Below are 20,359 nucleotides of genomic sequence, written 5' to 3' on the forward strand. Positions count from 1 at the left end.
GCATGAATGCGCTCATAAATCATGTGCACTTGTATTAGAAAAGATTAGTACCATATGACTAGAATACAAATGTCGAGAAGACAATCGGTTAGGGAAATTTGCAGAAATTCTTGAAAAAGATAAGTATGAAAAGGTATGAGACAAGTCACCCCAGAAGAACTGAAAAGTCAGTCTCTGGGGTGAAGTTAGGGTGAACTGGCATCAAACTGAGGAGTTACAAGTCTTCCTCCCACAACACTAAATCGCCTTTTGGCCAGTTGTGGCCGATCTCGTGGTATTTCTGCTCAAGCACATGACGCTTAATCTTCAAGGTTGGAGTTAACACGCCATTCTCGATGCTCCATGGGTCTTTGATCATCAATACCCCTTTGATCTGTTCGTGTGATTCAAGCTCTTGGTTCATCCGAGCGATCACTTTACGTGTGGTTCTTGCGTAACGCTCTTTGTCGAAGTTCGGGAAGTCATGTGGCACAACCAATAAGATTGGACCTGGTAGACCTAAACCGATCAAACACATCATCTCTACGCGACTGTATTCGAACAGTTTCTTTTCGATAGGCACAGGAGCGACGAACTTACCTTTCGATGTTTTGAAGGTGTCTTTCTTACGACCTTGAATGGTGAGGTAACCGTCGGCATCGATCGAGCCTATATCACCTGTATGCAACCAGCCGTCCGCGTCAAACGACTCTTGGGTAGCAATGTCATTCTTGTAGTAGCCAGAGAACAAGCCTCTACCACGCACCATGATCTCATCATCGTCAGCAATTTTAAGTTCAATGCCAGGACCTGCATTACCGACCGAGCCAATCTTATCGGCGCGGAACGGATAATTTAGTGTGCTATAGGCGAAGGACTCTGTCATGCCCCATGCTTCGGTGATGTTCAAACCAACGCTTCGATACCATTCCAACAATGCTGGTGAAACAGGTGCAGAGCCACAACCAAGGACTCGTGCTTGGTCTAAGCCAAGGCCATCGGCAAGTTTTTTCTTGATCAAAGAATTGATGAAAGGAATCTTCAACAGAATGTTGAGCTTTTTCTGAGGAAGTTTGTCTTGGATACGTTGTTGGAACAACGTCCACAAGCGAGGTACAGAGATAAACAGCGTCGGACGATGCATCTTCACATCTTCGATGAAGGTATCGAGCGATTCTGGGAACGCCGTTGTCACACCACCCATGATGGATGAACCAAAGATGTAGACACGCTCGGTGATGTGCGCAAGAGGCAAGTACGAGAACAATCGATCGTTTTCTTGAATGCCGATATGGTTGATGAGCTGTTGAACTGACCAACTGAACGCGCCATAGGTGAGCATCGCGCCCTTAGGTAGGCCGGACGTACCTGATGTGTAAACCAGAGACATCAGTTTGTCGTCGTAATGCTGTGGACGTTCTTCACTCGGATCGGCGTTAGCGATCAGCTCTTTAAACTGATACTGGCAGTTTGGCGCGGTATCGTAAGGCAGTGCGATGCTAATGATATCCGGCATCGCGTCAATCACTTGCTGCGTTGCTGCAGGATCATCAAGCTTACCGCCGATCAGTGCTTTACTCTCACTGTGGGTGAGGCAGTACTCAATGGTATCGGCACCCGCCGTTGGGAAAATAGGCACACTAACGTAATCGCCAAGCATCATGGCTAAATCACAGATGAACCATTCTGCACAGTTTTTCGAGACTAAAGCCACTTTATCGCCCGGCTGTACACCAAGGTTACGTAAAGCGCTGACAAGCCTTAACGCTTGATCGGCAACTTCCGCATAAGTGAACTCAACGAACTGTCGGTTGATGATTTGTTTTAAGTAGACTTCATCTGGGCGTTCCGCTGCCCATTTGAGAATCATTTCATTTGGTGGTGGGAGAGCGCAAGTCTGCTCACTTAACTCGTTAGGCTGAATCATTCTCTAACTCCATGTTAATCGCAGGGTTTGTTGTTGTTAGTGTAATGTTAACAATAGCATGGGTAAGGTTGTTTGGGGAAAGAAAAAGTAACAACTTGTTGTTAGGGATCACAGCTTATGACCTCAATGGGCTAAAGTACGGTTTAATTGATTATCAAAGTGTATCAATCACTCGCTTTTGATAGTGGTGATAGAGACGCATGACTTTTTCTACGTAGTTTCGAGTCTCTTCAATAGGCAGAGTTTGGGTTAGTCGAAAGTAAAGTTCGTCTTCTGTGAGTCGATTCATTTCTGAAGAAAATTGAGGCAGTGACTGAGTGTAAGATAGATAACGCATTAGGTTCGACAACCCACAGTTGTAAGCAGCAATGGCCAAAAGCATTTTGTTTTGTTCGGATCGCACCGAGTGTAAGTAATCGGTTTTGAGAATATGTAAGTACGCCGCCCCTGTATCTATATTAAAGTTCGGCTCGAACAACTCATCACGTGAAATTTTTCTTCCGAAGTACAGTTTTTGGGAGACTTCCAACGCGCCGCCATTTTGCATGACTTGCATTAAGCCAATGGCATCTTTGTGTGAGACTGCATTGGGGTTAAAGGCGCTTTCAGTATGAATAATGGCCAGCAGCAAGGCGGTTTCTATTTTCCATTGCGTAGCAGCTTCAGAAATCATGGGTAAATATTGTAAGGCGGCAGGAGAGGTGGGTTTGGTCACCTTATTGTAAGCTTTGGCTTTTGTCGGCTCGGTTGTGCCTCTTAGCTCCACCACTTGCGTTCCTGAATGCCGGGATGCGCTTGGCAATGTTTTCAGTTTGAGCTTTTTTTCTTGAAGAGAGTGACGGTTTTGCTGGTTGAGTGTTTGTTGGTTGACCTTGGTCATTTTTGCATAGGCTTCAGGGTGCACAGCCAGAGCCATCGAAGTCAGAATCCAGATGAGACCTTTCTGAGCAAGCGCGCGTTTGATTCGTTTGAAAGCCGCAGCCATAACCACTCCAGTGACTAAAAATGCTTGTGCCCTTTTCTCAGTTTATCGTGTAGCCATTGGTGATACTTACTGTAATCCGAGTGAATGGGCCAGATCAAAGAGGCGTACAACTGCTTGCCAAACAAGGCGGTCTCACTTGGTGCTTTGGCCAAGACATCACGATGCATGGAGTTATCAATCGTATGTTGTGGTAGGAACGCCATGCCTTTCTTCGCAATGCATAACTCCATGATGGTACTGATATCATCGAGTATCCACATATTGTTTTTGGCGACATTGGACAAGTCGATCAAATCCTCACACCCGTCTAATAAGAGTAGGCGAGACTCGGTGGGTTTTCCTTGTTGAATCAGGTCATGATGTACCACCCAATTACAGTTGACGGTAAAAAGCTCATCAATATTAAAGTCGAGTTTCGTGCGGTGGTAAGGATTACAGATGGCAATATCGATTTGATTGTTATTGATGTATTGACCGAGGATTTGGCTAGGTTTGGTGACAACAGTTAATTCTATTTCTGGAAAAGCTTCTGAGAACTCAATGAGGGCACTTTTGACTTCGTTGTTAAACACCAGAGAATCAATGCCGACTCGCATATGGTACAGATCCGTTCTCAAAAGGGATTCGGCGATTTGGCTCAGCTCGTTGTATTTGTTGATGATGGGCGTCGCCAGTTGATAAATCTTCTTTCCCCGTTCTGTTGGTTCGACTTGCTTATTGCTCCTGTCGATAAGTAAGTAACCTAACTCCTCTTCTAAGCTCTTCACCGCACCGCTCACCGTAGACTGAGACTTACCTAATTTTCTTGCTCCACTACTAAAAGAACCATGAGTGATCACGGCATGAAAAGAGATGAGATTGTCGAAGGGAAGTTTCATCGCGGTGCTTCCTCTGGTCTCTAGTCCATAAGTTTTAGCTTAATGGGTATGAAGAAGGTTGAATTAATAATCTGGCTTAATGTGATTTGCGTCACATTTTAAATTTACGGTACAAAATCTTATTTTTACCACTAAAAGAAGGAGGGGGAGCGCTAATTGACTGAACTGTAGATATAAATAATTTTTGCTACCCATTAAGGATAGTCCCTAAGTGAAACGGCACGCTTGGCAGAATCGGTCTCACCGATATTGTTCATTTTTGAGACAGTGATCCGGTGTCTACGATAAAAGGGCTAAGCAATTAGTACGAAACAAGGAAAGAGGGACAAACCATGATTACTAAACTTTATGTAGACGTTACAAACTACCTAAATGAACTTAAAAATGATGAGCAGGGCGTTACTGCAATTGAGTACGGTCTAATTGGTGTTGCAATGGCACTCATGTTGATCGCAGTGCTTGGTAATGACTCGAAAGACTTTCTTGGTGCGTTACAAGATGCATTTGAGAAGATCGGTTCGGAAATCGACAAAAAGAATTAATCGGTTGAACAAGGGTCAACCGCTTTATGTTTGAAATTCTAAAGCTGATTCTCTATGCGGTTTTGCTGATTACATGCTTGGTCATTTCAATTTCTGATGCAAGGGACAGAAGAATAGAAAACAAGCATGTGGTCATTGTCGCCATAGTCGCGCTAGCTCTAGGTTTTTCAGATTACTCTGCGAACAGTTTGTGGTACCTAGGGACTTGTTGGGCCGCTTTAATTCTACTTCATCGCTTGAGGGTTATGGGGGGCGGAGACGTTAAGCTCATCGCTGCCTTTTCATTGTCACTGCCATCCGTCGGACTTTGGTTCGCACTCTGGCTAGTGGTTATTTTTGGTGGCGTATTGGCTATTTTTTATCTCGCTAAACGCATTCTACAAACCCAAAAACGAGTCAAGCCTTCGATTCCAACTGGTTTACCTTATGGCATCGCTATCTGCTCTGGTTTCTATGTTGTTCTTATAACAAGGATAATAACGTAGGGAGACAGATCATGAGATCTCGTTTGGCGTTGTTCGTTGCCTTTCTCGCTGTATTAGTGGGTGGTGTTGGTATTTTTCACAACATTACGTCCACGCAGAATCAAAACGCAATCGCGGAAGTCAATCATCCTGCGAAGTCTGCAATCGACGATGTTCAATATATTCAAGTATGGCGAGCGGCAGTCGATCTCGAACGCGGAACCCCAATTGATATCAACAATGTTGAAAGAGAACAATTGCAGTTAAATATTGCCTTGGAAGAGGGCATCAGTTCTGACATCAAATTGGATTTTTCCCCGTCAACTTTGCTCAACAAAAATATTAAGCAAGGCCAATTGGTGTTGCCAGAATATCAAGTTAATGAGAGCGATCCCCGTTACATTGATCTTTTGATTACCGAGGGCATGGAGCCTTACTCGCTATTGGTCAGCACTCGTAATCTAGTGCAAGGGTATATTCGTCCTGGAACCTACGTTGATTTACTAGCCGTTAGCTCTCCTCAAGAAAATTTAGCGGACGAAGATAACGATGCAATTGACTTTAGCGGTGTGAACGCACAGTTGATTTTGCAGAATGTAAAAGTTTTGAGTATTGGTGGAGCAACACAAGACGAAGATGCTGTGCAATCTAATGTATCGAGTGAAGATGAGCATCAAGTCGTCATCGTGGTTGAAGTTGTGCCACAAGCCATCGCAAGACTCTCTATTGCTCAAAAAACCATGCACCTCGAAGTGTACAGAAGCCACAAGTACAAAGAGCCGATTTTTGCTGAGGTTCGAGATGTGATTGGAAACTACAGTGGCGTAACGGAATTACGCGGTTCGACTCGCCAAACTGCTCAGGGAGAGGAACTGTAATGAACAGCCAAATACTAAGAAAAATGTGTATCTATGTGCTGATAGTATCCGCCTCGTTTTTTAGCGCTTTTACGCTAGCAGCCGATCGCTACATTACGGTAAGTGATGGACAACATATTGAAGTGAAAGAAGCGATCTCGACGGTTTTTGTCAGTGACCCGTCCATCGTGGACTATAACGTCATCAACGAGAACACCGTCGTCGTCTTTGCCAAAGAAGTCGGCCAAGCCAGATTCATCATCTATGGCAAGTCCAAAAAAGTCCTCCTTTCTGACCGAATTATTGTAGACATAGATTTGTCTCTTGTTCGTCGCCAGCTCAAGCTTCATTACCCGAATCTAAATGTCAAAGTCGAATCTGTAGGCTCACAAGTTGCCGTTAGTGGCGTTGTTGATTCCGAGCAACAGCGTGACGATATCTATCGAATGGTTGCTACGCTCCTCGGCAGGGAAAAAGTGGAGAAGTGGGAAGAAACTCAAGTGCTGGAGTTCGACAATGAGGCGTTTGACATAGAAGAACCTCAAGCACTTATCTTCGCCCGGAATATGACTTGGGATGGCATTTTAGAGCTCATTGAAGTTGCAACGGATCAACAGGTCAATGTGAAGATTTCTGTTGCCCAAGTAACGGAAACCTTTGCTCAAACCGTTGGTGTAGATTGGTCTAGTGTTGGTGCTGACGTGGGTGAGTTCTTATTCCAGCAATTTGATGCCGCTGATTTGACGACTTTGATTACCGCGCTGGGTAATGAAAACGTCGCTCAAGTCCTTGCCGAACCAAACCTTACCGTTATTTCTGGTGAGTCTGCCAGTTTCTTGGTCGGCGGTGAAGTGCCTGTAATCGTAAGTACCAACAACAATATCAACATCACCTTTCGAGAATTTGGTATCAAGCTCGATTTGACGGCCAAAGTGCTTCATGAAGAAAAAATCCGTATGCAACTCATGCCCGAGGTGAGTGAAGTTGAGCGTTACATTCGAGCTGCGGGTATTGAGGTTCCACAGTTTGCAACAAGACGAGCTATGACAACGATTGAATTGGGGGATGGAGATAGCTTCGTTTTAGGCGGCTTGATGAGTAGCTCGGATCTAGAAGAACTGCAGAAGATTCCACTGCTTGGCGATATTCCTGTTCTCGGTGCTGCATTTCGCAAAGCTTCAACGGATCGAAGACGAACGGAGCTGATTATTGTTGCGACAGTGAATCTTGTGAAGCCAATGAAGAACAAAGAAATTCAACTGCCCTACATGAATAAAACATCCACTTTGCGCCGCTGGCTAAAAATATCAGATAGTGCAGACGGTAACAGAGGAAACGATCCAACGATTGAATTGCTTTCTCAAGGAGGGTTTATCGAATGAAATCGATCGTATTTGCCATGCTAGCTGCTGCGTTACTGTCTGGTTGTGCAGAGCGTTATTTTAACGGCTCTAGCGCTGAAGCGCTCGTGTACCCAGAAACGCATGTATATCAGTTTACCGTGAAGTCCGGGCAGCAAACGACAAGCCAAATCTCGAGTATTTTAGATATCGTTGAAGAGAACGATTCAGGAGCGAGTTACCTTCTTGAATATCGCAATACCAAGGGTAAAAAAGTCCTTGATGGCGTAATGAAAGGGAGGGAAAAACTTCCTCTAAGAGCAGAAGCTTTCTCTTTGCGTCGTAACAATACGTTAAATAATGACATCCAAATAACGATTACCTACCACTCACTTTTGACTCAGCCGTGTCAGCCTTCAGAAATAGAGGAAGACGATATCAGCCGCAATTGTTTCTCCGAAGTTGCTCGGATGAAGCAAATCTCGCACAAGGAACGTTTGGTGGAGGGATTGTAGATGTTTGATTTAGGTAAAACATTAAAAGAGACAAGTACACCACAGATTCTCGAGAGTACCCATGGCCCGGCAGGGTGTGTTCTGCTTTATCAAAGCCTTGAGTGTATGTCTTTGGTAAAAGAGATGTTTGAGTTCGAGGGGTGGAACTCGCCAAACTGTCTCAAACAATCAAGTATTCCACAGAGTTTTTATTCTGAACAAAGCGGCAATATTGTCATTCTGGAGTTAAATGAATCGGATGACATTATTCGCGATGCTCAACATTTTGCGACACATTTGCCGACGCACAAAGGCATTATTGTAATTGGGAAGGAAGACTCCATATCAACCCTTCGTCAACTCAAAGAGATGGGTTTTTACTACTTGTTCTGGCCAATCAACAAGCATGAATTTGCTGATTTTGTCATGAACGTTCATCGCAACTTACAAACTTATTCCGGGGTAAGTAAGCAGCGTAAAGCAAAGCGAGTCGCTGTTGTTGGTAGTAAAGGTGGTATTGGAACGTCGTTAATTACGACTGAACTTAGCTCAAAACTGTCGTCACAGAACATCGATACCATCTTAGTTGACCATCAATACAATGACAGCAATATAGATGTACTGCTCGCAATGGAAGACTTTAAGTCTCGCGCGATTGATGAATTTTCAGTTCCTATCCATGAGTTAGATACAGAAGGCGCACTCAGTTATCTGACGAAAATTCGCAAGAACCTTCGTTTACTTGCACTCCAAAGTGAACGTAATCAGGACGATATTTTCAGTTATAACCAAACTCTCTGTGAATTACTGAGTAGGAACACGAACTTTATCATTGAGGATTTCTCTGGAAGTGTTGATTTTAGGGTTGACCCGCATTGGTTGATAGAGAACTACGACGTTGTCGTGGTGGTTTTTGAACCTTCAGTTTCGTCTGTGCGAAATGCAAAAGTATTGCTCGAACAGTTAGAGAGTAAACAAGTTTCCATGAGTAAGCGGATCCGAACCATCACTCTTGCTAACCATCATCGTCCAGAAAATACCTTTGTGATCGAACAAAGCGATCTTAAAAAGTATCTAGGTACGGATGTTAATTTGGATATGCCGTACTGCCGAGCGTTGTCTCATTTGCTTCTAGAGGGTAAGCGTGCTCACAAACATGATCGTTCTATAAACCGCACGATAGAGGATCTTACTCGCCTAATTAATGGTCAGCAAACGCATCACTCAACGAGCTGGTTATCCAGATTGGGGGCACGATGAGTTCAAATAAAGAGTTATATACCGCATTTCGCTCTCAAATATTCGAAGCGTTAGATGTTGAGGCAATTCAAAGTTTATCGAAGCATGAGATCGAAGGTCAGATCCGTAATGCAGTTGATGTATTAGCGAGTAACTTTGAGCGACCTATAACGTCAATGATGAAATCGAGCTTGGTCAAAAGCATGCTCGACGAGCTGTTTGGGTTAGGGCCTATCCAGTCTTTAGTGGATGACAGAAACATAACGGATATTATGGTAAATGGGGCGAACAATGTGTTTTTTGAGAAACACGGTAAGCTCGAAAAATCGGAAATTACGTTTGTCGACGAAGCTCAAGTTCTGAGTATTGCAAAACAAATAGCCTCGCGTGTTGGTCGACGAGTGGATGAGTTATCGCCAACGGTAGATGCTCGCCTTGAAGACGGCAGTCGTGTAAACATCGTTATCCCGCCCATTGCCTTAGATGGCACTTCGATCTCTATTCGTAAATTTAGAGAGCAAAACATTGGGCTAGAAGAGTTGGTGGAGTTCGGCTCTCTGTCTTTAGATATGGCCAGACTTCTCTCGATCGCGTCTCGATGCCGAATGAATATCCTGATCTCCGGTGGTACCGGCTCAGGTAAAACCACACTGCTTAATTCTCTATCTCAATACATCAGTGATGATGAACGCATTGTTACCATCGAGGATGCTGCTGAGCTGCGTCTAGAGCAACCGAACCTAGTGCGCCTAGAAACGAGAGCGGAAAGTGTTGAACACACCGGCTTAGTCACCCAGCGTGATTTGGTTATTAATGCGCTGCGTATGCGTCCAGACCGCATCATTTTAGGTGAGTGCCGTGGCTCTGAAGCGTTCGAAATGTTGCAGGCGATGAATACGGGCCATGAAGGTTCAATGTCGACGCTGCACGCGAACTCTCCACGTGATGCCATTGGGCGCGTTGAATCTATGGTGATGATGGCGAACCTAAACCAACCACTCGATGCGATTCGTCGAGCGATTGTGAGTGCGATCGAGCTGGTGGTTCAAGTGAATAGGCTTCGGGACGGTTCGAGAAAAGTCACCAGCATCTCCGAGATAGTGGGTTTAGAAGGCGACAGTGTGGTGATGGAAGAGATTTTCCGTTTCCAGTATGACGAAGTCGGTTACGGAGAAGCAGTACGAGGCCGTTTTACTACCGAAGGTATAATGCAGCGCTCTGAATTGGTTAAGAAAGCACATTTTTACGGTCTATATGAAGAGCTTATGGTGGCCTTCCAAGGAGTTCGCTCATGATGCTTTGGATTTCCATTATTTTATTTGGTTTAGCGCTTTATCTGCTTTTGAGTAATAAGCAGAGCAAGATCAGCGGATACTTTCCTGAATCTGAAGTAGACGAAGAAATTGTCAGTGCTATCAATCTAAATTCTTTGATGGAACAAAAGCGTTGGCAGCGTTTTAAAAATAACCTATCGCCGACGATTCAAGTTCTTGGGCCGAGAGCCAATTTTATTATTGTCGCTTTTATTTTTATCGTTGCTTATCTCACCTATTACGTGACGTATGAGTTATTAAAAATCAACTCCTTACTTGTTGCTGGGGGCATATTCTTCCTCGTTATTGTTTGGGCGTATCACTGGTTGCAAAACAAACGTCGAATCACGTTTGAGAAAACCTTCCCCGATGCGTTGAATATTCTTATGAGTGCGGTTACTGCGGGTGAAAGTCTCATGCACGCTTTCTCTTTTGTTGGCGATAACATGGATGGGGAAGTTGGACGAGAGTTCAAGGAGATGGGGGATCGATTGAAACTGGGTGAAAGCGCTGAACAAGTTCTCTTGCGATCATGTAAAGCATTTCCTTATCCAGAATATATCTTCTTCACGATTACTATTCGAGCCAACATTAACCGAGGTGGCCAACTTAAAAACGTATTGGCGAGGTTGATTCGTATCTTGGTCGATGCACGGACATTAGAAACTAAAAAAATGGCCATGACATCAGAGGCGCGAATTTCAGCCAAAGTAGTGGCAGCTATCCCCGTTGCGTTTGCTTTGATGGTTAATCAAGTGAGCCCTGACCATATCAACTTTATTTTGAATGACCCGAATGGACGCTGGATTCTTTATTATGTTGTTGGTAGTGAAGTACTTGGGTTGTTTATTGTTTGGCTGCTTGTAAAAGGAGTAAGACAATGACCTTGATTGTAAGCATCATTTTAGTGCTCGGGGCACTCGCGTTTATCTCTTACGATTTGTATTTCAGCCATCGTAAAGCCGTTGCTTTAGATAAGTATTTAAAAGGTTCGAACAAAGAAGAATTAAAGCCGAAGCTAAACTCTTTTTTGGTCAAGTTTGGTAAGGAAAACCGAAAAGACCTAGAGCAAAAGTTACAAAACGCTGGTTACTACAATAAAGAGTTAGCCAGTTATTACTTCCCAATTAAAATTGCTCTGATCTTGATTGCTGCTGTTGTCGTGCTGTTCTTAAATGTCGATTTATTGACTAAAGCACTCGCGTTCTCTATTGCGCTAGTGGTGGTCATTATTGTTCCTGACTTCCTACTAGAAATGCGCAAAAGACTTATGGTTAAGCGCATCTCAAAAAATCTGCCCTATGTGTTGGATATCATGTCTGTGTGTGTGCAGACCGGTATGACCATAGAAGCCTCTTTTGCTTATCTTTCGAAAGAATTGAAAATCTTTGATAAAGACCTTTGTTATCAAATTAAAAGGACATCTGAAGCGGGCAAAGTTCACGGCATTGAAAAAGCGTTGCATGACTTGTCTGAGCGCTTACCTGCACCTGAGGTTTCCAGTTTTGTTCTTACGATTATCCAAAATCTCCACTATGGTGCATCCGTTGCCAATGTATTGAGTGATCTAGCAGAAGATATGCGCCGCATACAACTGTTAAGAGTCGAGGAGAAAATGGGTAAGTTGTCAGCAAAAATGAGTATTCCTTTGATTTTGCTGATCATGTTTCCAATCGTCATCTTTATTCTTGCCCCTGGCGTTATGCAAATTGACCTGAACAGTTTTGGAGGACAACGATGAAAATCATAAAGGATGTGATCGCTCTCTCTGCAATTGTCTTGTTAAGTGCTTGTTCATCAAGCTCTAGCAACGATATTGACGTTGTTCAGAGCATGGAGCGTGTCGATAACCACTCAGGATTAATTCAGCATTATAAGGGGCACTTGGAACAAGACCCTGAAGACGTTCAAATAATGCAAGAGTTGGCCAAAGTCTATTTTGATAAAGGTGATACCGAATCATCAAAATTCTATGTGGATCATTTGATCGACAAGGGTGTTCGAAACGCTGCTCTACTTCAACTCAGAGGACAAATCCACAGCCAAGAGGGAGAGGATAAACTTGCGATTAATCGCTACAAACATTCGATTGAATTAGGAAACAATACCGGAGAAATCTATGTTCTGTCAGGGATTGCCTATTGCAACACCGATCAATTTAACCAAGCCAAAACCGCATTCAACCAAGCCCGTCTAAAAGGCTATAACGACGTGGCGGTAAAAAATAACTTAGCCGTAGTTTACCTTGCTCAACGACAGTATGACGACGTGATAACACTGCTGGTTCCTGTTTATCAGGAAAACCCTAGCAACCAGAAGGTGCGTGCAAATTTAGCCATCGCATTATTCAAAGTAGGGGATATCTATCAGGCGCGAGATTTATTAGAAGGGTCTTTTACTGACTCTCAAGTGATGGAAATTTCGCGAAGGTTACACCAGTAATGAGGTGATAGCTATGAGGCATACTCTATCGAAATTGAAGGGTGTCACTATCATCGAGTTTGTGTTGGGCGCACTTGTTTTAGGTGTTGCTATGCTCATGCTCTTTGAGATGAGCTTTCGAATTTATGTAACGAACTTGGTTGAGTACGCGTTAAGAGAAACGGTTCGCAGCACCAAAATTTATGAGGGTGGAGACTCTTACGACAATTACAAGTTAACACTCGATAATGCGTTAGGCGAATCGGATTCGATGTGGGCGACTTTGGTTCCTGCAGAAAACTTTACGCTGACGGGACAGTACTATTTGTCTTATTCAGATCTCATCTCCAACGTGAGTTACACCGACGTACAAATGGATGAAGGTGGCGGTGGTTATGCGATTGCCGAGTTTACTCTTCAATATAATCACAGCCCAATGTTTAGCGTGTTCACCGGAGATGTTGTACCGATTACACGTAGTACTTTGATAAACCTAGAACACGAAGGATGGGAGGAGGAAACGCCATGAAAACTCTTACCCGTCAAAAAGGTGTTTTTGCGATTGAGCTATTCATAGTGCTCGTTGCGTTAATCGCTGTTTTCTATTTTATGACTGATCTTAGCCATAAGCTATTAAGCCGCGCGCAGTTAGATAGAGGAAGCTTTGCGCTGGCGAACGTCTTAAAAGAGCGAACACGCTATTACGATGAGCGATTTACGCTCAATGCCAGCGATGAATCAGACATGAAGACGTTGGCAGCGCGTTTGTTTGACACCACGCCAAGCAGCATCGCAATTAAAATTGAAGCATTGCACGACAAATCTACCCTCAATGCTTTTGAAAGCGATGAATACCGAAACCTTGGTTGTAACGCGAATAGTCTTGCGAATAAAGCAGACTTAGCCCCAGTGGAAAATGGCAATATCTTTTCCCTATATCAGGTCACATTGTGTCAAGAAGAGAACTCTTGGTTCGCTCGATTTTGGGGTAACAATGCGTCTCCAACCATGACCATTACTTCCAGCTCTGTTGTTGTAGGGAGGTAACCATGAGCCTTATACACTTCAACCGAACTAAATCTCATCGTGCCCAAAGTGGGGTTGCGGCGATTTGGTTTGCACTTACTTTGGTACCAGTCTTCGGCATGACATTTCTAGCCGTCGAGGGCACCCGTTATATTCAAGAGACGAGTCGCTTGCGAGATGCTGCTCAAACAGCGGCGCTAGCCGTGACGATTGATGACAAATCCAATGTATCAGATGCATTAGCGACGCTTTATATTAACGATTATGTCCGTGATGTTTCTCATGTGAATATTCAGACGATACGTACCTATCAAGAACCAACGGAAGAGAATGACAATACCGAGAAGATTCAGTATTCCGTTGATGCAGTAACGACACACAATTCTTGGTTTGCCAGCACTTTTATTCCTTCTTTTGAACAAACCCAGAAATTGGCAGGACAAGCTGTAGCGGCAAAATATCCTTATTATTTGGGTGACAAGATCATCGATTTGGTTTTGGTTACTGACTTTTCTGGATCGATGAACAACAACTGGCAAGGACAAGTCAAAATCGATTTATTGAAGGATGCAGTAGAGGAAATCGCAGACAGAATTTTAGTGCCGAGAGAAGGTGAAACAGAAGTTCTTAATCGTATTGCCATCATTCCTTTTAACCTACGCGTTCAAGAGAAGTTAAGCGGAAACTTGTATGCCACAAGTCAGCTTCGTTACAAGAGTGGTTATCGATTAGATGTCTCTCCTGTTCTATATGAGCAAGTTAACTGGTCATATTGGTCGCCGTACACCGAGAGTGAAGTTGAGAGTTGTGCCGCCGATGTTGATGATTGTCCAAATCAAAAGAATTGGGAAAGACAACACGCTAAACGTGTGTCTCACGTGGTGAATTTCAACAATAACCGCTTAGAGATTCCGGAGTACATTGGTTACACCAAGTCGGTTAATCATATGTTCGACAATAAGGTTTCTAATCCAAGTTTCAACTTCCATTTCCGTTCCAATAACAATTCTTTGTACAACGGTAGCATGACGATGACGGGGAACAATGGTTTCTTCACGATTCCTCTAACGGCTGATAAGACTCAGCTTGAGAAAGTGCAAACCATGAACTCAGGTGGTAACACTGCCGCCTACCAAGGCATGCTGCGTGGCTTGCAAATCATGGAAGGTGGACGACCAAATGGCAATGATGCCGAAGAGACTCAACAGTACAACGATCGCCTCAAAATGCTGATTGTGATCAGTGATGGGATGGAGTTTCCTTATACACAAATCCTTCCGGGATTAGTCAATCAAGGTATGTGCGATAAGGCGCGTGAACACTTCCAAACTGAGAATGGCAATTTGTACATTGGCGTCATTGGGGTGAACTTCAGTGCATCTTCGCAAAGTGGTTTCCAAGATTGTGTGTTGAATCCGGATGAAGACATCATCGATGTAACAGAGACGGAAGATTTTATTAAGAAAATCGAAGAGCTAATTAAGAAAGGATCTCGTGGTAATGGTGTATCGAGACTATATGGGTGATAGATATGACCAAAGCAATACTAATAACAGGGATGCTGGTGGCAGGTTTCACGACCGTTAGTGCGAATGCCAGTGAAGTCAGTTCAAAAGTGACCGAATACTGCGGGACGTCTTATTATGAATACTCGCACTCGATTCAGGTTGGCGAGGTGACAGGGGTGGGATCGCACCGTGATGGCTACTGGCAAGTCACCGATACCAGCAATGACCCCGCACTGAAGTGGGCGCTGATGAAGAACTCATCACTGCTCACTAACCCGAATGATTGCCTGACGTATATCTCGAATTTGGGTATCGCGCAATTCAGTGGTGAAGTCACGGATAAGGGTAAATTGATTGCACGGGTCCACTTCGCGTTCGATCGTTTTAACCTCACACCGCTCGCGAGAGATGTCTTGAGCAGTGTTGCTCGTCAGCTTGCTCAAACGAACTATCAAGTCACCGTGGAAGGGCATACTGACTGGATAGGCACCAAAGCCTATAACCAAACTCTGGGTCATAATCGAGCCAAAAGCACGGCTCGTGAGCTGCACTATTACGGGGTGAGCGAACAGAAAACCACGCTTAAATCCTTTGGTGAATCTGAACCGATTGCCACCAACAATACCTCGTCGGGTCGTTCTAAAAACCGTAGAGCAGATGTTTACATTCCAGCGGATGAACAGGAAAAACCACCAGCAACGGAATAGGTATTAACTACTGGCTCGATGGAACTAAAAACGCCCGCCTCCAATTGGAAGCGGGCGTTGTATTTTTGTCTTTTTCTTTGTCTTTGTTTTAGTGATGTGATTACATCATGCCAGTCACAATGCCTGCCGCGACAAAGAACACAATCATCCAAAGCACCGACAAGTTAAGTTTCTTATGTAAGTAGAAGCCTGCTATCACAAGAGCGATGTCAATTGGAGCAACGACAGCGCTGCTGAATACCGGTTGGTAAAGTGCAGCTAGTAGCAAACCAACGACCGATGCGTTTACGCCGTTTATCGCTCCTGACACTGCAGGTTTACCAGCCAGCGCTTGCCAGTTCTTTAGCACGCCAAGCAGCAATAAGAAGCCCGGTAAGAACACACCCAATGTTGCGATTAGCGCACCTAGGATAGGTGTATCAGACAGCTCGTAACCAATGTAAGTCGCGAAGGTAAACATCGGTCCCGGTACTGCTTGTGCTGCGGCGTAGCCCGTTAGGAACGCGTCTTGGCTGAGTTGATCGCCAACGATGTTTTGCAATAGCGGAAGTACCACGTGACCGCCACCGAACACTAAGCTACCCGCTTGGAAGAAGTCGCTAAATAGCCCAAGCATCGGCAGGGTATGAGCCACAAACGGCAAACCAACTAGAAGTACTGCGAACAGCGCCAATGGTGCAATGGTTGGTTTAAAAAGTTCGGCAGGGGCTGCGGATTCTTTCTTGAGATATTGAGTGCCAATCAAGCCCGCTACTACAAGCACCAGCATTTGAGTTGCGATGCTCGGTGCAACCAATAACGCAATCGCGGTTGCCACACACAAGCCGGCTGTTAGTTTGCTTTGACAGAAGTTTTTGTACATTCCCCAAGTCGCATCCGCCACCACAACGACCGCAAGCAACTTCAAGCCATGAACGATGTTTTGGAACAGCGCCGTATCGGTGATCTGGCTGCTTACCATCGCAAGCGCCAACATGATGATCACGGAAGGCAACGTGAAGCCAAGAAACGCCATGCATGCGCCGCCTAAGCCTCCGCGTTTGTAACCCAGAGCAAAGCCAACTTGGCTAGAACCAGGACCCGGTAAGAATTGGCTCAAAGCCACGATCTGTGCGTATTCGCTGTCATCAATCCATTTGAGCTTTTCAACGAACGTTTGGCGGAAGTAACCGATGTGCGCCGCAGGGCCACCGAAACTGATCCAACCAAGCCAAAAAAAGGTTTTAAAAATGGTAAACATGTTGAGCCTGTTAAATCTCCAATAAAACTGCATCTACTGTAAGAAATGTACTAAGATGACTCAAATTAATAGTTTTAATTTCATCTATGAATGAAATGGGATGAGGTTTGTTCTGTGAAAGATGACATCCAGTGGCGCAATATCGACTTAAATCTGTTGGTGACCTTTTCTTACCTATATCGCTATCGCAGTGTGAGTTTGGCGGCCGAGAAAAGCTTTGTCAGTCAGTCTGCCATGAGCCATAGCTTGTCGCGTTTGCGCGTGTTGTTTGATGACCCATTGTTTGAGCGGAAAGGCCATAAGATGGACCCAACCGAGCACGCGCACCATATTGCGCCGACGGTGCATCATTTATTGGACTCGATTGCCAAAGACTTACTGACGAAGTCCGCTTTCCAACCAGAAAACTACGCCGGCGTGTGCCGCATAGGGTTAACCGACTACGCCGAGTTTATCTTCGCGCCACTGCTTTATGATGAAATCCGTAAGCGTGCGCCAGAAGCCCAAATCAGTTTTATCAACGTCAATCGCAGCAACTATGTAGCTCTAACTGAGCACGATAAGTTAGATGTCATCATCGGCAGTATGCCTGTGCTCGACGATAACTTTGAGAGCCAGTACCTCTACACAGAAAAGCATGTATGTCTGTGTGATAAGCGAGTGTTGAAAGGCGAAACACAATTATCGATTCACGCTTTTGCCAGTATCGAGCAAGCGCTCGTGAGCCCTGATGGCAGCTTGAGTACACAGGTAGATAAAAAGCTTGCTGAGCATGGTTTGAGCCGAAAAGTCACCGTTGCCTCACGTAATTTCCTGACGATTAGAAACTTGCTTAAACAGCGAGAGTTGGTTGCGATTGTGCCAGAGAAAATGGCGCAAGCGGAAGGGTTCTCGGACGACTTGGTGAGCGTCCAGCCGCCGATTGCGGTAGCGGATTTTGATATCGCCATGTTGTGGCATACCAGCCGTAACAACGAGGATAAAGGAATTTGGCTGCGTCAGCTGGTAGCAGAATTGATCACAGGGAGCAACGAAAGCTCCCTGTAATTGACGACTGATTTCTACTCAGTGAAGAAGTCGTTGTACAGCATGTATAGGTGCGCCGCGCTCCATGAGAAGTTTGGTGCGCCTTGTTGATCGCCCGTCAGTGGGTTGTAGTTCTCACGAATCGGGCCATCTTGCACTAGGCCGTCCGCATGCTGGAAGAAGGCCGTTGCCATTTCAATGGCGTCGTCACGATAGCCGTATCTGTCCATGCCTTTTAAACCGAAGTAGAACTGATCGACCCATACGCGCCCACGCCAATAAATGTCAGGGCCGAAGGCTGGGTTCGATAGCGCAGCCGTACCCAGTGGCACATACGTGTTGAACTCTTTGCTGTCTTTCATCACTTTCACGACGGAATCGGCATGGGCTTGAGTCGCCGCACCATTAAACAGTGGCGACCAACCCTCTGGTCCCATACCGCGCTCGACAATCGGTTTGCCTGCACAGCCATTTGCCAGTGGTTTGTCTTCGATGCGAATGTCGTAGAAGAAGCCCGTTGACTCATCGAACATACAAGTGTTGATATAGTTTGCCAGATGTTTAGCCTTCGCTCGGAAGTCTTTTGCTTCGTCTTCCTTGCCTGACATGTCCGCCATTTCAGCCAGATATTGGTTATCGCTGTACATGTAGCTCGCTTGGTCGACGGATTCTTGTAGCAGCGAGTAACCCAGTAAGGTGCCGTCTTCAGCGCGGTTCTGCGCAAATTCCACATCCCAATCGCTGCGCTTACCGCCTTTGGCAACGTAAGTATCCAGCTGTTCTTTATCGATGAAGCCAAATACCGCTGCGTCATCGCGTCCAGACTCCCAAGAAGCGGCGGTTTGTGCTGGGCTTTCGATGTAATCGTAATTACCCTCTGCCATCACTTTTGCCAGTGCTTTCTTACCCACGACCGTTTCATGCTCTTCGCCGCGAACCACCGTAAAGTACATTTCACCTTCTGGCGTGTTGTGCGCTTTGTCTACCGCAGCGCCGTATTCAGGAACGCCGTTGCCGTTGTTATCGCGGTTACGCAGCCACCAGTTGTGGTACGCCACAAGCTTCGGATACATCTCTTCGATCCATGCCTTATCGCCGGTGGTTTTGTACACTTCCATTACCGCCCATGCAGCAAGGCTTGGTTTGGTATTACGTTCGTTCCAGTTGCCTCCGTCGCCGCCACGTTCTGGGCTTAAGTTGTAAGCCAATAGATCCGGCACATAACCCTCATCCCAAGGGCGAACAGGATCGTCTGCTTGAATTTGATAAGCAAACATCGCACGAATGTTGTCTTTCGCGACATCTGGATTGAAGTGCGCCATCGCATAAGCTTGCTTCCATGTGTCCCAAGGCCAAGTTTGGTTACCTGAGAACCAACGTGCTGTCACGGATGGGGTTACTGAATCAAACTTCATCGCACCTGCGACACCGCGCCAGTTACCGTTCAAGGTTTCCATCGATTTCACCGCCACGCGTTCTTGCTCTGGTGTGGCGTGTGGGTTGGTTAAACCTTTGGTTAGATAGTCTTCCCAACGCTGCTCAGAAGCCGAAAGGTAAGCCTCTGGGTTTGCCAAAATGTCTTGAATCTTCGTTTGTTCAGCTTGGTTTTCTTTTGCGATTAGGACATGAGAGTAGGTGGTGTAAATCGTGGTTGAACCGTCGATTTTCGCCGTCGAAGTAAACTGATGACCATCCACTTGAGTGTCCATATCGATGGACTTATGGATTTGGTATTCAGACTCGCCAGAGGTCAGCAGATCCCACGTTGAACGCACTTTGCCAAATGTTACTTTTAAACCGTCATCCGTCGCGACGATAGTGCGGTTGTAATTTGGGTACTGCTCATCAATGGTTTTATCTGATTGGGATTTGCCTTCCTTCGCGTGGTATTTTTCAAGCAGTTGGCCATCCCATACGAGTTCAACAGGGGCGTCTGTGGTGATGTTGGTTTCCAATAGAGAAGTGCGGTCAGAAGCAAAGCGCAACGTCATCTCCACAGTGACATCATCAGAGGTTAGCTTTTGCACCAATGCGCCCGGCAAGCTGTACGCTTCCATTTCGAAGGCGACTTTTTTGCCATCTTTGTACACGCTTAAGCGATCAAAATTATTGGCCATAAAGTTGATGTATTCTTCGGTCAGGAGCGCCGTGCCAGGAAAGCCACCCATACCTTCTGCATTGTCAGGCAATAGGTGTCCATGCCATGCACCCATATCGAAAAATGGATTAAAACGCTGGTGGTCATCAAAGTCGTAATCGCGCATGTATTCTGGAGAGCCAGTACGGTCAATTACATTCTTAAACTCGCTCGCTTGTAACGGTGCTTCAGACGTTGTGACGGTATTACAGCCAGAGAGTGTCACCGCTGAACCAACGGCTAAAGCAATTAGGGTTTTACGTAAAGTCATGTTTG

Annotated in this window: 20 protein-coding genes; 15 read left to right on the forward strand and 5 right to left on the reverse strand. The window is 45.2% G+C overall.

Features of this window, described 5'->3' with window-relative positions; all coding sequences use genetic code 11:
- Window positions 1-214: 214 nt before the first annotated feature.
- The 3 genes from A9237_RS11825 to A9237_RS11835 all read right to left on the reverse strand — a co-directional run bounded on the left by A9237_RS11825 (window position 215) and on the right by A9237_RS11835 (window position 3,769).
- Window positions 215-1,906: an AMP-binding protein gene (locus A9237_RS11825; RefSeq protein ID WP_078608232.1), complete on the reverse strand. Its 1,692-nt coding sequence runs from the start codon at window positions 1,904-1,906 to the stop codon at window positions 215-217.
- A 154-nt stretch (window positions 1,907-2,060) separates the two neighbouring features.
- Entirely contained in the window at window positions 2,061-2,891 is an 831-nt protein-coding gene (locus tag A9237_RS11830; protein ID WP_078608233.1) for a transglycosylase SLT domain-containing protein, read from the reverse strand.
- A gap of 14 nt (window positions 2,892-2,905) precedes the next feature.
- Window positions 2,906-3,769: a LysR family transcriptional regulator gene (locus tag A9237_RS11835; RefSeq protein WP_020193913.1), complete on the reverse strand. Its 864-nt coding sequence runs from the start codon at window positions 3,767-3,769 to the stop codon at window positions 2,906-2,908.
- Window positions 3,770-4,101: 332 nt separating this feature from the next.
- Here A9237_RS11835 and A9237_RS11840 point away from each other — a divergent pair, with 332 nt between their 5' ends.
- The 14 genes from A9237_RS11840 to A9237_RS11905 are packed head-to-tail and all read left to right on the forward strand — an operon-like array spanning window position 4,102 to window position 15,680.
- Window positions 4,102-4,311, forward strand: a complete 210-nt coding sequence (locus tag A9237_RS11840) for a Flp family type IVb pilin (protein ID WP_078608234.1) — start codon at window positions 4,102-4,104, stop codon at window positions 4,309-4,311.
- 26 nt (window positions 4,312-4,337) lie between these two features.
- A complete protein-coding gene (locus A9237_RS11845; RefSeq protein ID WP_078608235.1) occupies window positions 4,338-4,796 on the forward strand; it encodes an A24 family peptidase in 459 nt (152 codons plus the stop codon).
- An 11-nt stretch (window positions 4,797-4,807) separates the two neighbouring features.
- Entirely contained in the window at window positions 4,808-5,653 is an 846-nt protein-coding gene (gene cpaB / locus A9237_RS11850; protein ID WP_078608236.1) for a Flp pilus assembly protein CpaB, read from the forward strand.
- A gap of 23 nt (window positions 5,654-5,676) precedes the next feature.
- On the forward strand, window positions 5,677-7,014 hold the full coding sequence (locus tag A9237_RS11855) for a type II and III secretion system protein family protein (RefSeq protein WP_045480955.1): 1,338 nt from the start codon (window positions 5,677-5,679) through the stop codon (window positions 7,012-7,014).
- A complete protein-coding gene (locus A9237_RS11860; protein ID WP_078608238.1) occupies window positions 7,011-7,487 on the forward strand; it encodes a hypothetical protein in 477 nt (158 codons plus the stop codon). The genes A9237_RS11855 and A9237_RS11860 overlap by 4 nt, the downstream gene beginning before the upstream one ends.
- Window positions 7,488-8,726, forward strand: coding sequence for a CpaE/TadZ family protein (locus A9237_RS11865; protein ID WP_045480368.1), 1,239 nt, complete (start codon window positions 7,488-7,490; stop codon window positions 8,724-8,726).
- Window positions 8,723-10,000, forward strand: coding sequence for a CpaF family protein (locus tag A9237_RS11870; protein ID WP_045480371.1), 1,278 nt, complete (start codon window positions 8,723-8,725; stop codon window positions 9,998-10,000). Before A9237_RS11865 ends, A9237_RS11870 begins: the two co-directional genes overlap by 4 nt.
- Window positions 10,000-10,902, forward strand: a complete 903-nt coding sequence (locus A9237_RS11875) for a type II secretion system F family protein (protein ID WP_045480957.1) — start codon at window positions 10,000-10,002, stop codon at window positions 10,900-10,902. The genes A9237_RS11870 and A9237_RS11875 overlap by 1 nt, the downstream gene beginning before the upstream one ends.
- A complete protein-coding gene (locus A9237_RS11880; RefSeq protein WP_045480374.1) occupies window positions 10,899-11,759 on the forward strand; it encodes a type II secretion system F family protein in 861 nt (286 codons plus the stop codon). The genes A9237_RS11875 and A9237_RS11880 overlap by 4 nt, the downstream gene beginning before the upstream one ends.
- Window positions 11,756-12,460, forward strand: a complete 705-nt coding sequence (locus tag A9237_RS11885) for a tetratricopeptide repeat protein (protein ID WP_078608239.1) — start codon at window positions 11,756-11,758, stop codon at window positions 12,458-12,460. The genes A9237_RS11880 and A9237_RS11885 overlap by 4 nt, the downstream gene beginning before the upstream one ends.
- A gap of 13 nt (window positions 12,461-12,473) precedes the next feature.
- Window positions 12,474-12,968 carry a TadE family protein gene (locus A9237_RS11890; RefSeq protein ID WP_078608240.1) on the forward strand — a complete coding sequence of 165 codons (495 nt, stop codon included), beginning with the start codon at window positions 12,474-12,476 and terminating at the stop codon, window positions 12,966-12,968.
- Window positions 12,965-13,486, forward strand: coding sequence for a tight adherence pilus pseudopilin TadF (gene tadF, locus A9237_RS11895; protein ID WP_045480382.1), 522 nt, complete (start codon window positions 12,965-12,967; stop codon window positions 13,484-13,486). The genes A9237_RS11890 and tadF overlap by 4 nt, the downstream gene beginning before the upstream one ends.
- 2 nt (window positions 13,487-13,488) lie before the next feature.
- A complete protein-coding gene (locus tag A9237_RS11900) occupies window positions 13,489-14,991 on the forward strand; it encodes a pilus assembly protein (protein ID WP_078608241.1) in 1,503 nt (500 codons plus the stop codon).
- Between the two features lie 5 nt (window positions 14,992-14,996).
- The gene (locus A9237_RS11905) at window positions 14,997-15,680 is read left to right on the forward strand and encodes an OmpA family protein (protein WP_078608242.1); all 684 of its coding nucleotides are present in this window, start codon (window positions 14,997-14,999) and stop codon (window positions 15,678-15,680) included.
- 100 nt (window positions 15,681-15,780) lie between these two features.
- Here the strand turns inward: A9237_RS11905 and chrA are convergent, their stop codons facing one another.
- Entirely contained in the window at window positions 15,781-16,920 is a 1,140-nt protein-coding gene (gene chrA / locus A9237_RS11910) for a chromate efflux transporter (protein ID WP_078608243.1), read from the reverse strand.
- Window positions 16,921-17,034: 114 nt separating this feature from the next.
- Between chrA and A9237_RS11915 the strand changes: the two genes are divergently transcribed.
- A complete protein-coding gene (locus tag A9237_RS11915) occupies window positions 17,035-17,967 on the forward strand; it encodes a LysR family transcriptional regulator (protein WP_078608719.1) in 933 nt (310 codons plus the stop codon).
- A gap of 14 nt (window positions 17,968-17,981) precedes the next feature.
- On the opposite strand, the gene ygjK is transcribed toward A9237_RS11915, so the two are convergent.
- A complete protein-coding gene (gene ygjK / locus A9237_RS11920; RefSeq protein ID WP_078608244.1) occupies window positions 17,982-20,354 on the reverse strand; it encodes an alpha-glucosidase in 2,373 nt (790 codons plus the stop codon).
- Between the last annotated feature and the right edge of the window lie 5 nt (window positions 20,355-20,359).

Origin of the sequence: Vibrio owensii, from assembly GCF_002021755.1 — a bacterium.
Classification (GTDB): Bacteria; Pseudomonadota; Gammaproteobacteria; order Enterobacterales; family Vibrionaceae; genus Vibrio; species Vibrio owensii.

What these genes read in the sequence shown, in the direction of transcription:
- A9237_RS11870 (WP_045480371.1), top strand. Translation starts at nt 8,723, where the DNA reads ATGAGTTCAAATAAAGAGTTATATACCGCATTTCGCTCTCAAATATTC.
- A9237_RS11835 (WP_020193913.1), bottom strand. Translation starts at nt 3,769, where the DNA reads ATGAAACTTCCCTTCGACAATCTCATCTCTTTTCATGCCGTGATCACT.
- chrA (WP_078608243.1), bottom strand. Translation starts at nt 16,920, where the DNA reads ATGTTTACCATTTTTAAAACCTTTTTTTGGCTTGGTTGGATCAGTTTC.
- A9237_RS11855 (WP_045480955.1), top strand. Translation starts at nt 5,677, where the DNA reads ATGTGTATCTATGTGCTGATAGTATCCGCCTCGTTTTTTAGCGCTTTT.
- A9237_RS11875 (WP_045480957.1), top strand. Translation starts at nt 10,000, where the DNA reads ATGCTTTGGATTTCCATTATTTTATTTGGTTTAGCGCTTTATCTGCTT.
- A9237_RS11860 (WP_078608238.1), top strand. Translation starts at nt 7,011, where the DNA reads ATGAAATCGATCGTATTTGCCATGCTAGCTGCTGCGTTACTGTCTGGT.
- A9237_RS11880 (WP_045480374.1), top strand. Translation starts at nt 10,899, where the DNA reads ATGACCTTGATTGTAAGCATCATTTTAGTGCTCGGGGCACTCGCGTTT.
- ygjK (WP_078608244.1), bottom strand. Translation starts at nt 20,354, where the DNA reads ATGACTTTACGTAAAACCCTAATTGCTTTAGCCGTTGGTTCAGCGGTG.
- cpaB (WP_078608236.1), top strand. Translation starts at nt 4,808, where the DNA reads ATGAGATCTCGTTTGGCGTTGTTCGTTGCCTTTCTCGCTGTATTAGTG.
- tadF (WP_045480382.1), top strand. Translation starts at nt 12,965, where the DNA reads ATGAAAACTCTTACCCGTCAAAAAGGTGTTTTTGCGATTGAGCTATTC.
- A9237_RS11830 (WP_078608233.1), bottom strand. Translation starts at nt 2,891, where the DNA reads ATGGCTGCGGCTTTCAAACGAATCAAACGCGCGCTTGCTCAGAAAGGT.
- A9237_RS11840 (WP_078608234.1), top strand. Translation starts at nt 4,102, where the DNA reads ATGATTACTAAACTTTATGTAGACGTTACAAACTACCTAAATGAACTT.
- A9237_RS11905 (WP_078608242.1), top strand. Translation starts at nt 14,997, where the DNA reads ATGACCAAAGCAATACTAATAACAGGGATGCTGGTGGCAGGTTTCACG.
- A9237_RS11900 (WP_078608241.1), top strand. Translation starts at nt 13,489, where the DNA reads ATGAGCCTTATACACTTCAACCGAACTAAATCTCATCGTGCCCAAAGT.
- A9237_RS11890 (WP_078608240.1), top strand. Translation starts at nt 12,474, where the DNA reads ATGAGGCATACTCTATCGAAATTGAAGGGTGTCACTATCATCGAGTTT.
- A9237_RS11885 (WP_078608239.1), top strand. Translation starts at nt 11,756, where the DNA reads ATGAAAATCATAAAGGATGTGATCGCTCTCTCTGCAATTGTCTTGTTA.
- A9237_RS11845 (WP_078608235.1), top strand. Translation starts at nt 4,338, where the DNA reads ATGTTTGAAATTCTAAAGCTGATTCTCTATGCGGTTTTGCTGATTACA.
- A9237_RS11825 (WP_078608232.1), bottom strand. Translation starts at nt 1,906, where the DNA reads ATGATTCAGCCTAACGAGTTAAGTGAGCAGACTTGCGCTCTCCCACCA.
- A9237_RS11865 (WP_045480368.1), top strand. Translation starts at nt 7,488, where the DNA reads ATGTTTGATTTAGGTAAAACATTAAAAGAGACAAGTACACCACAGATT.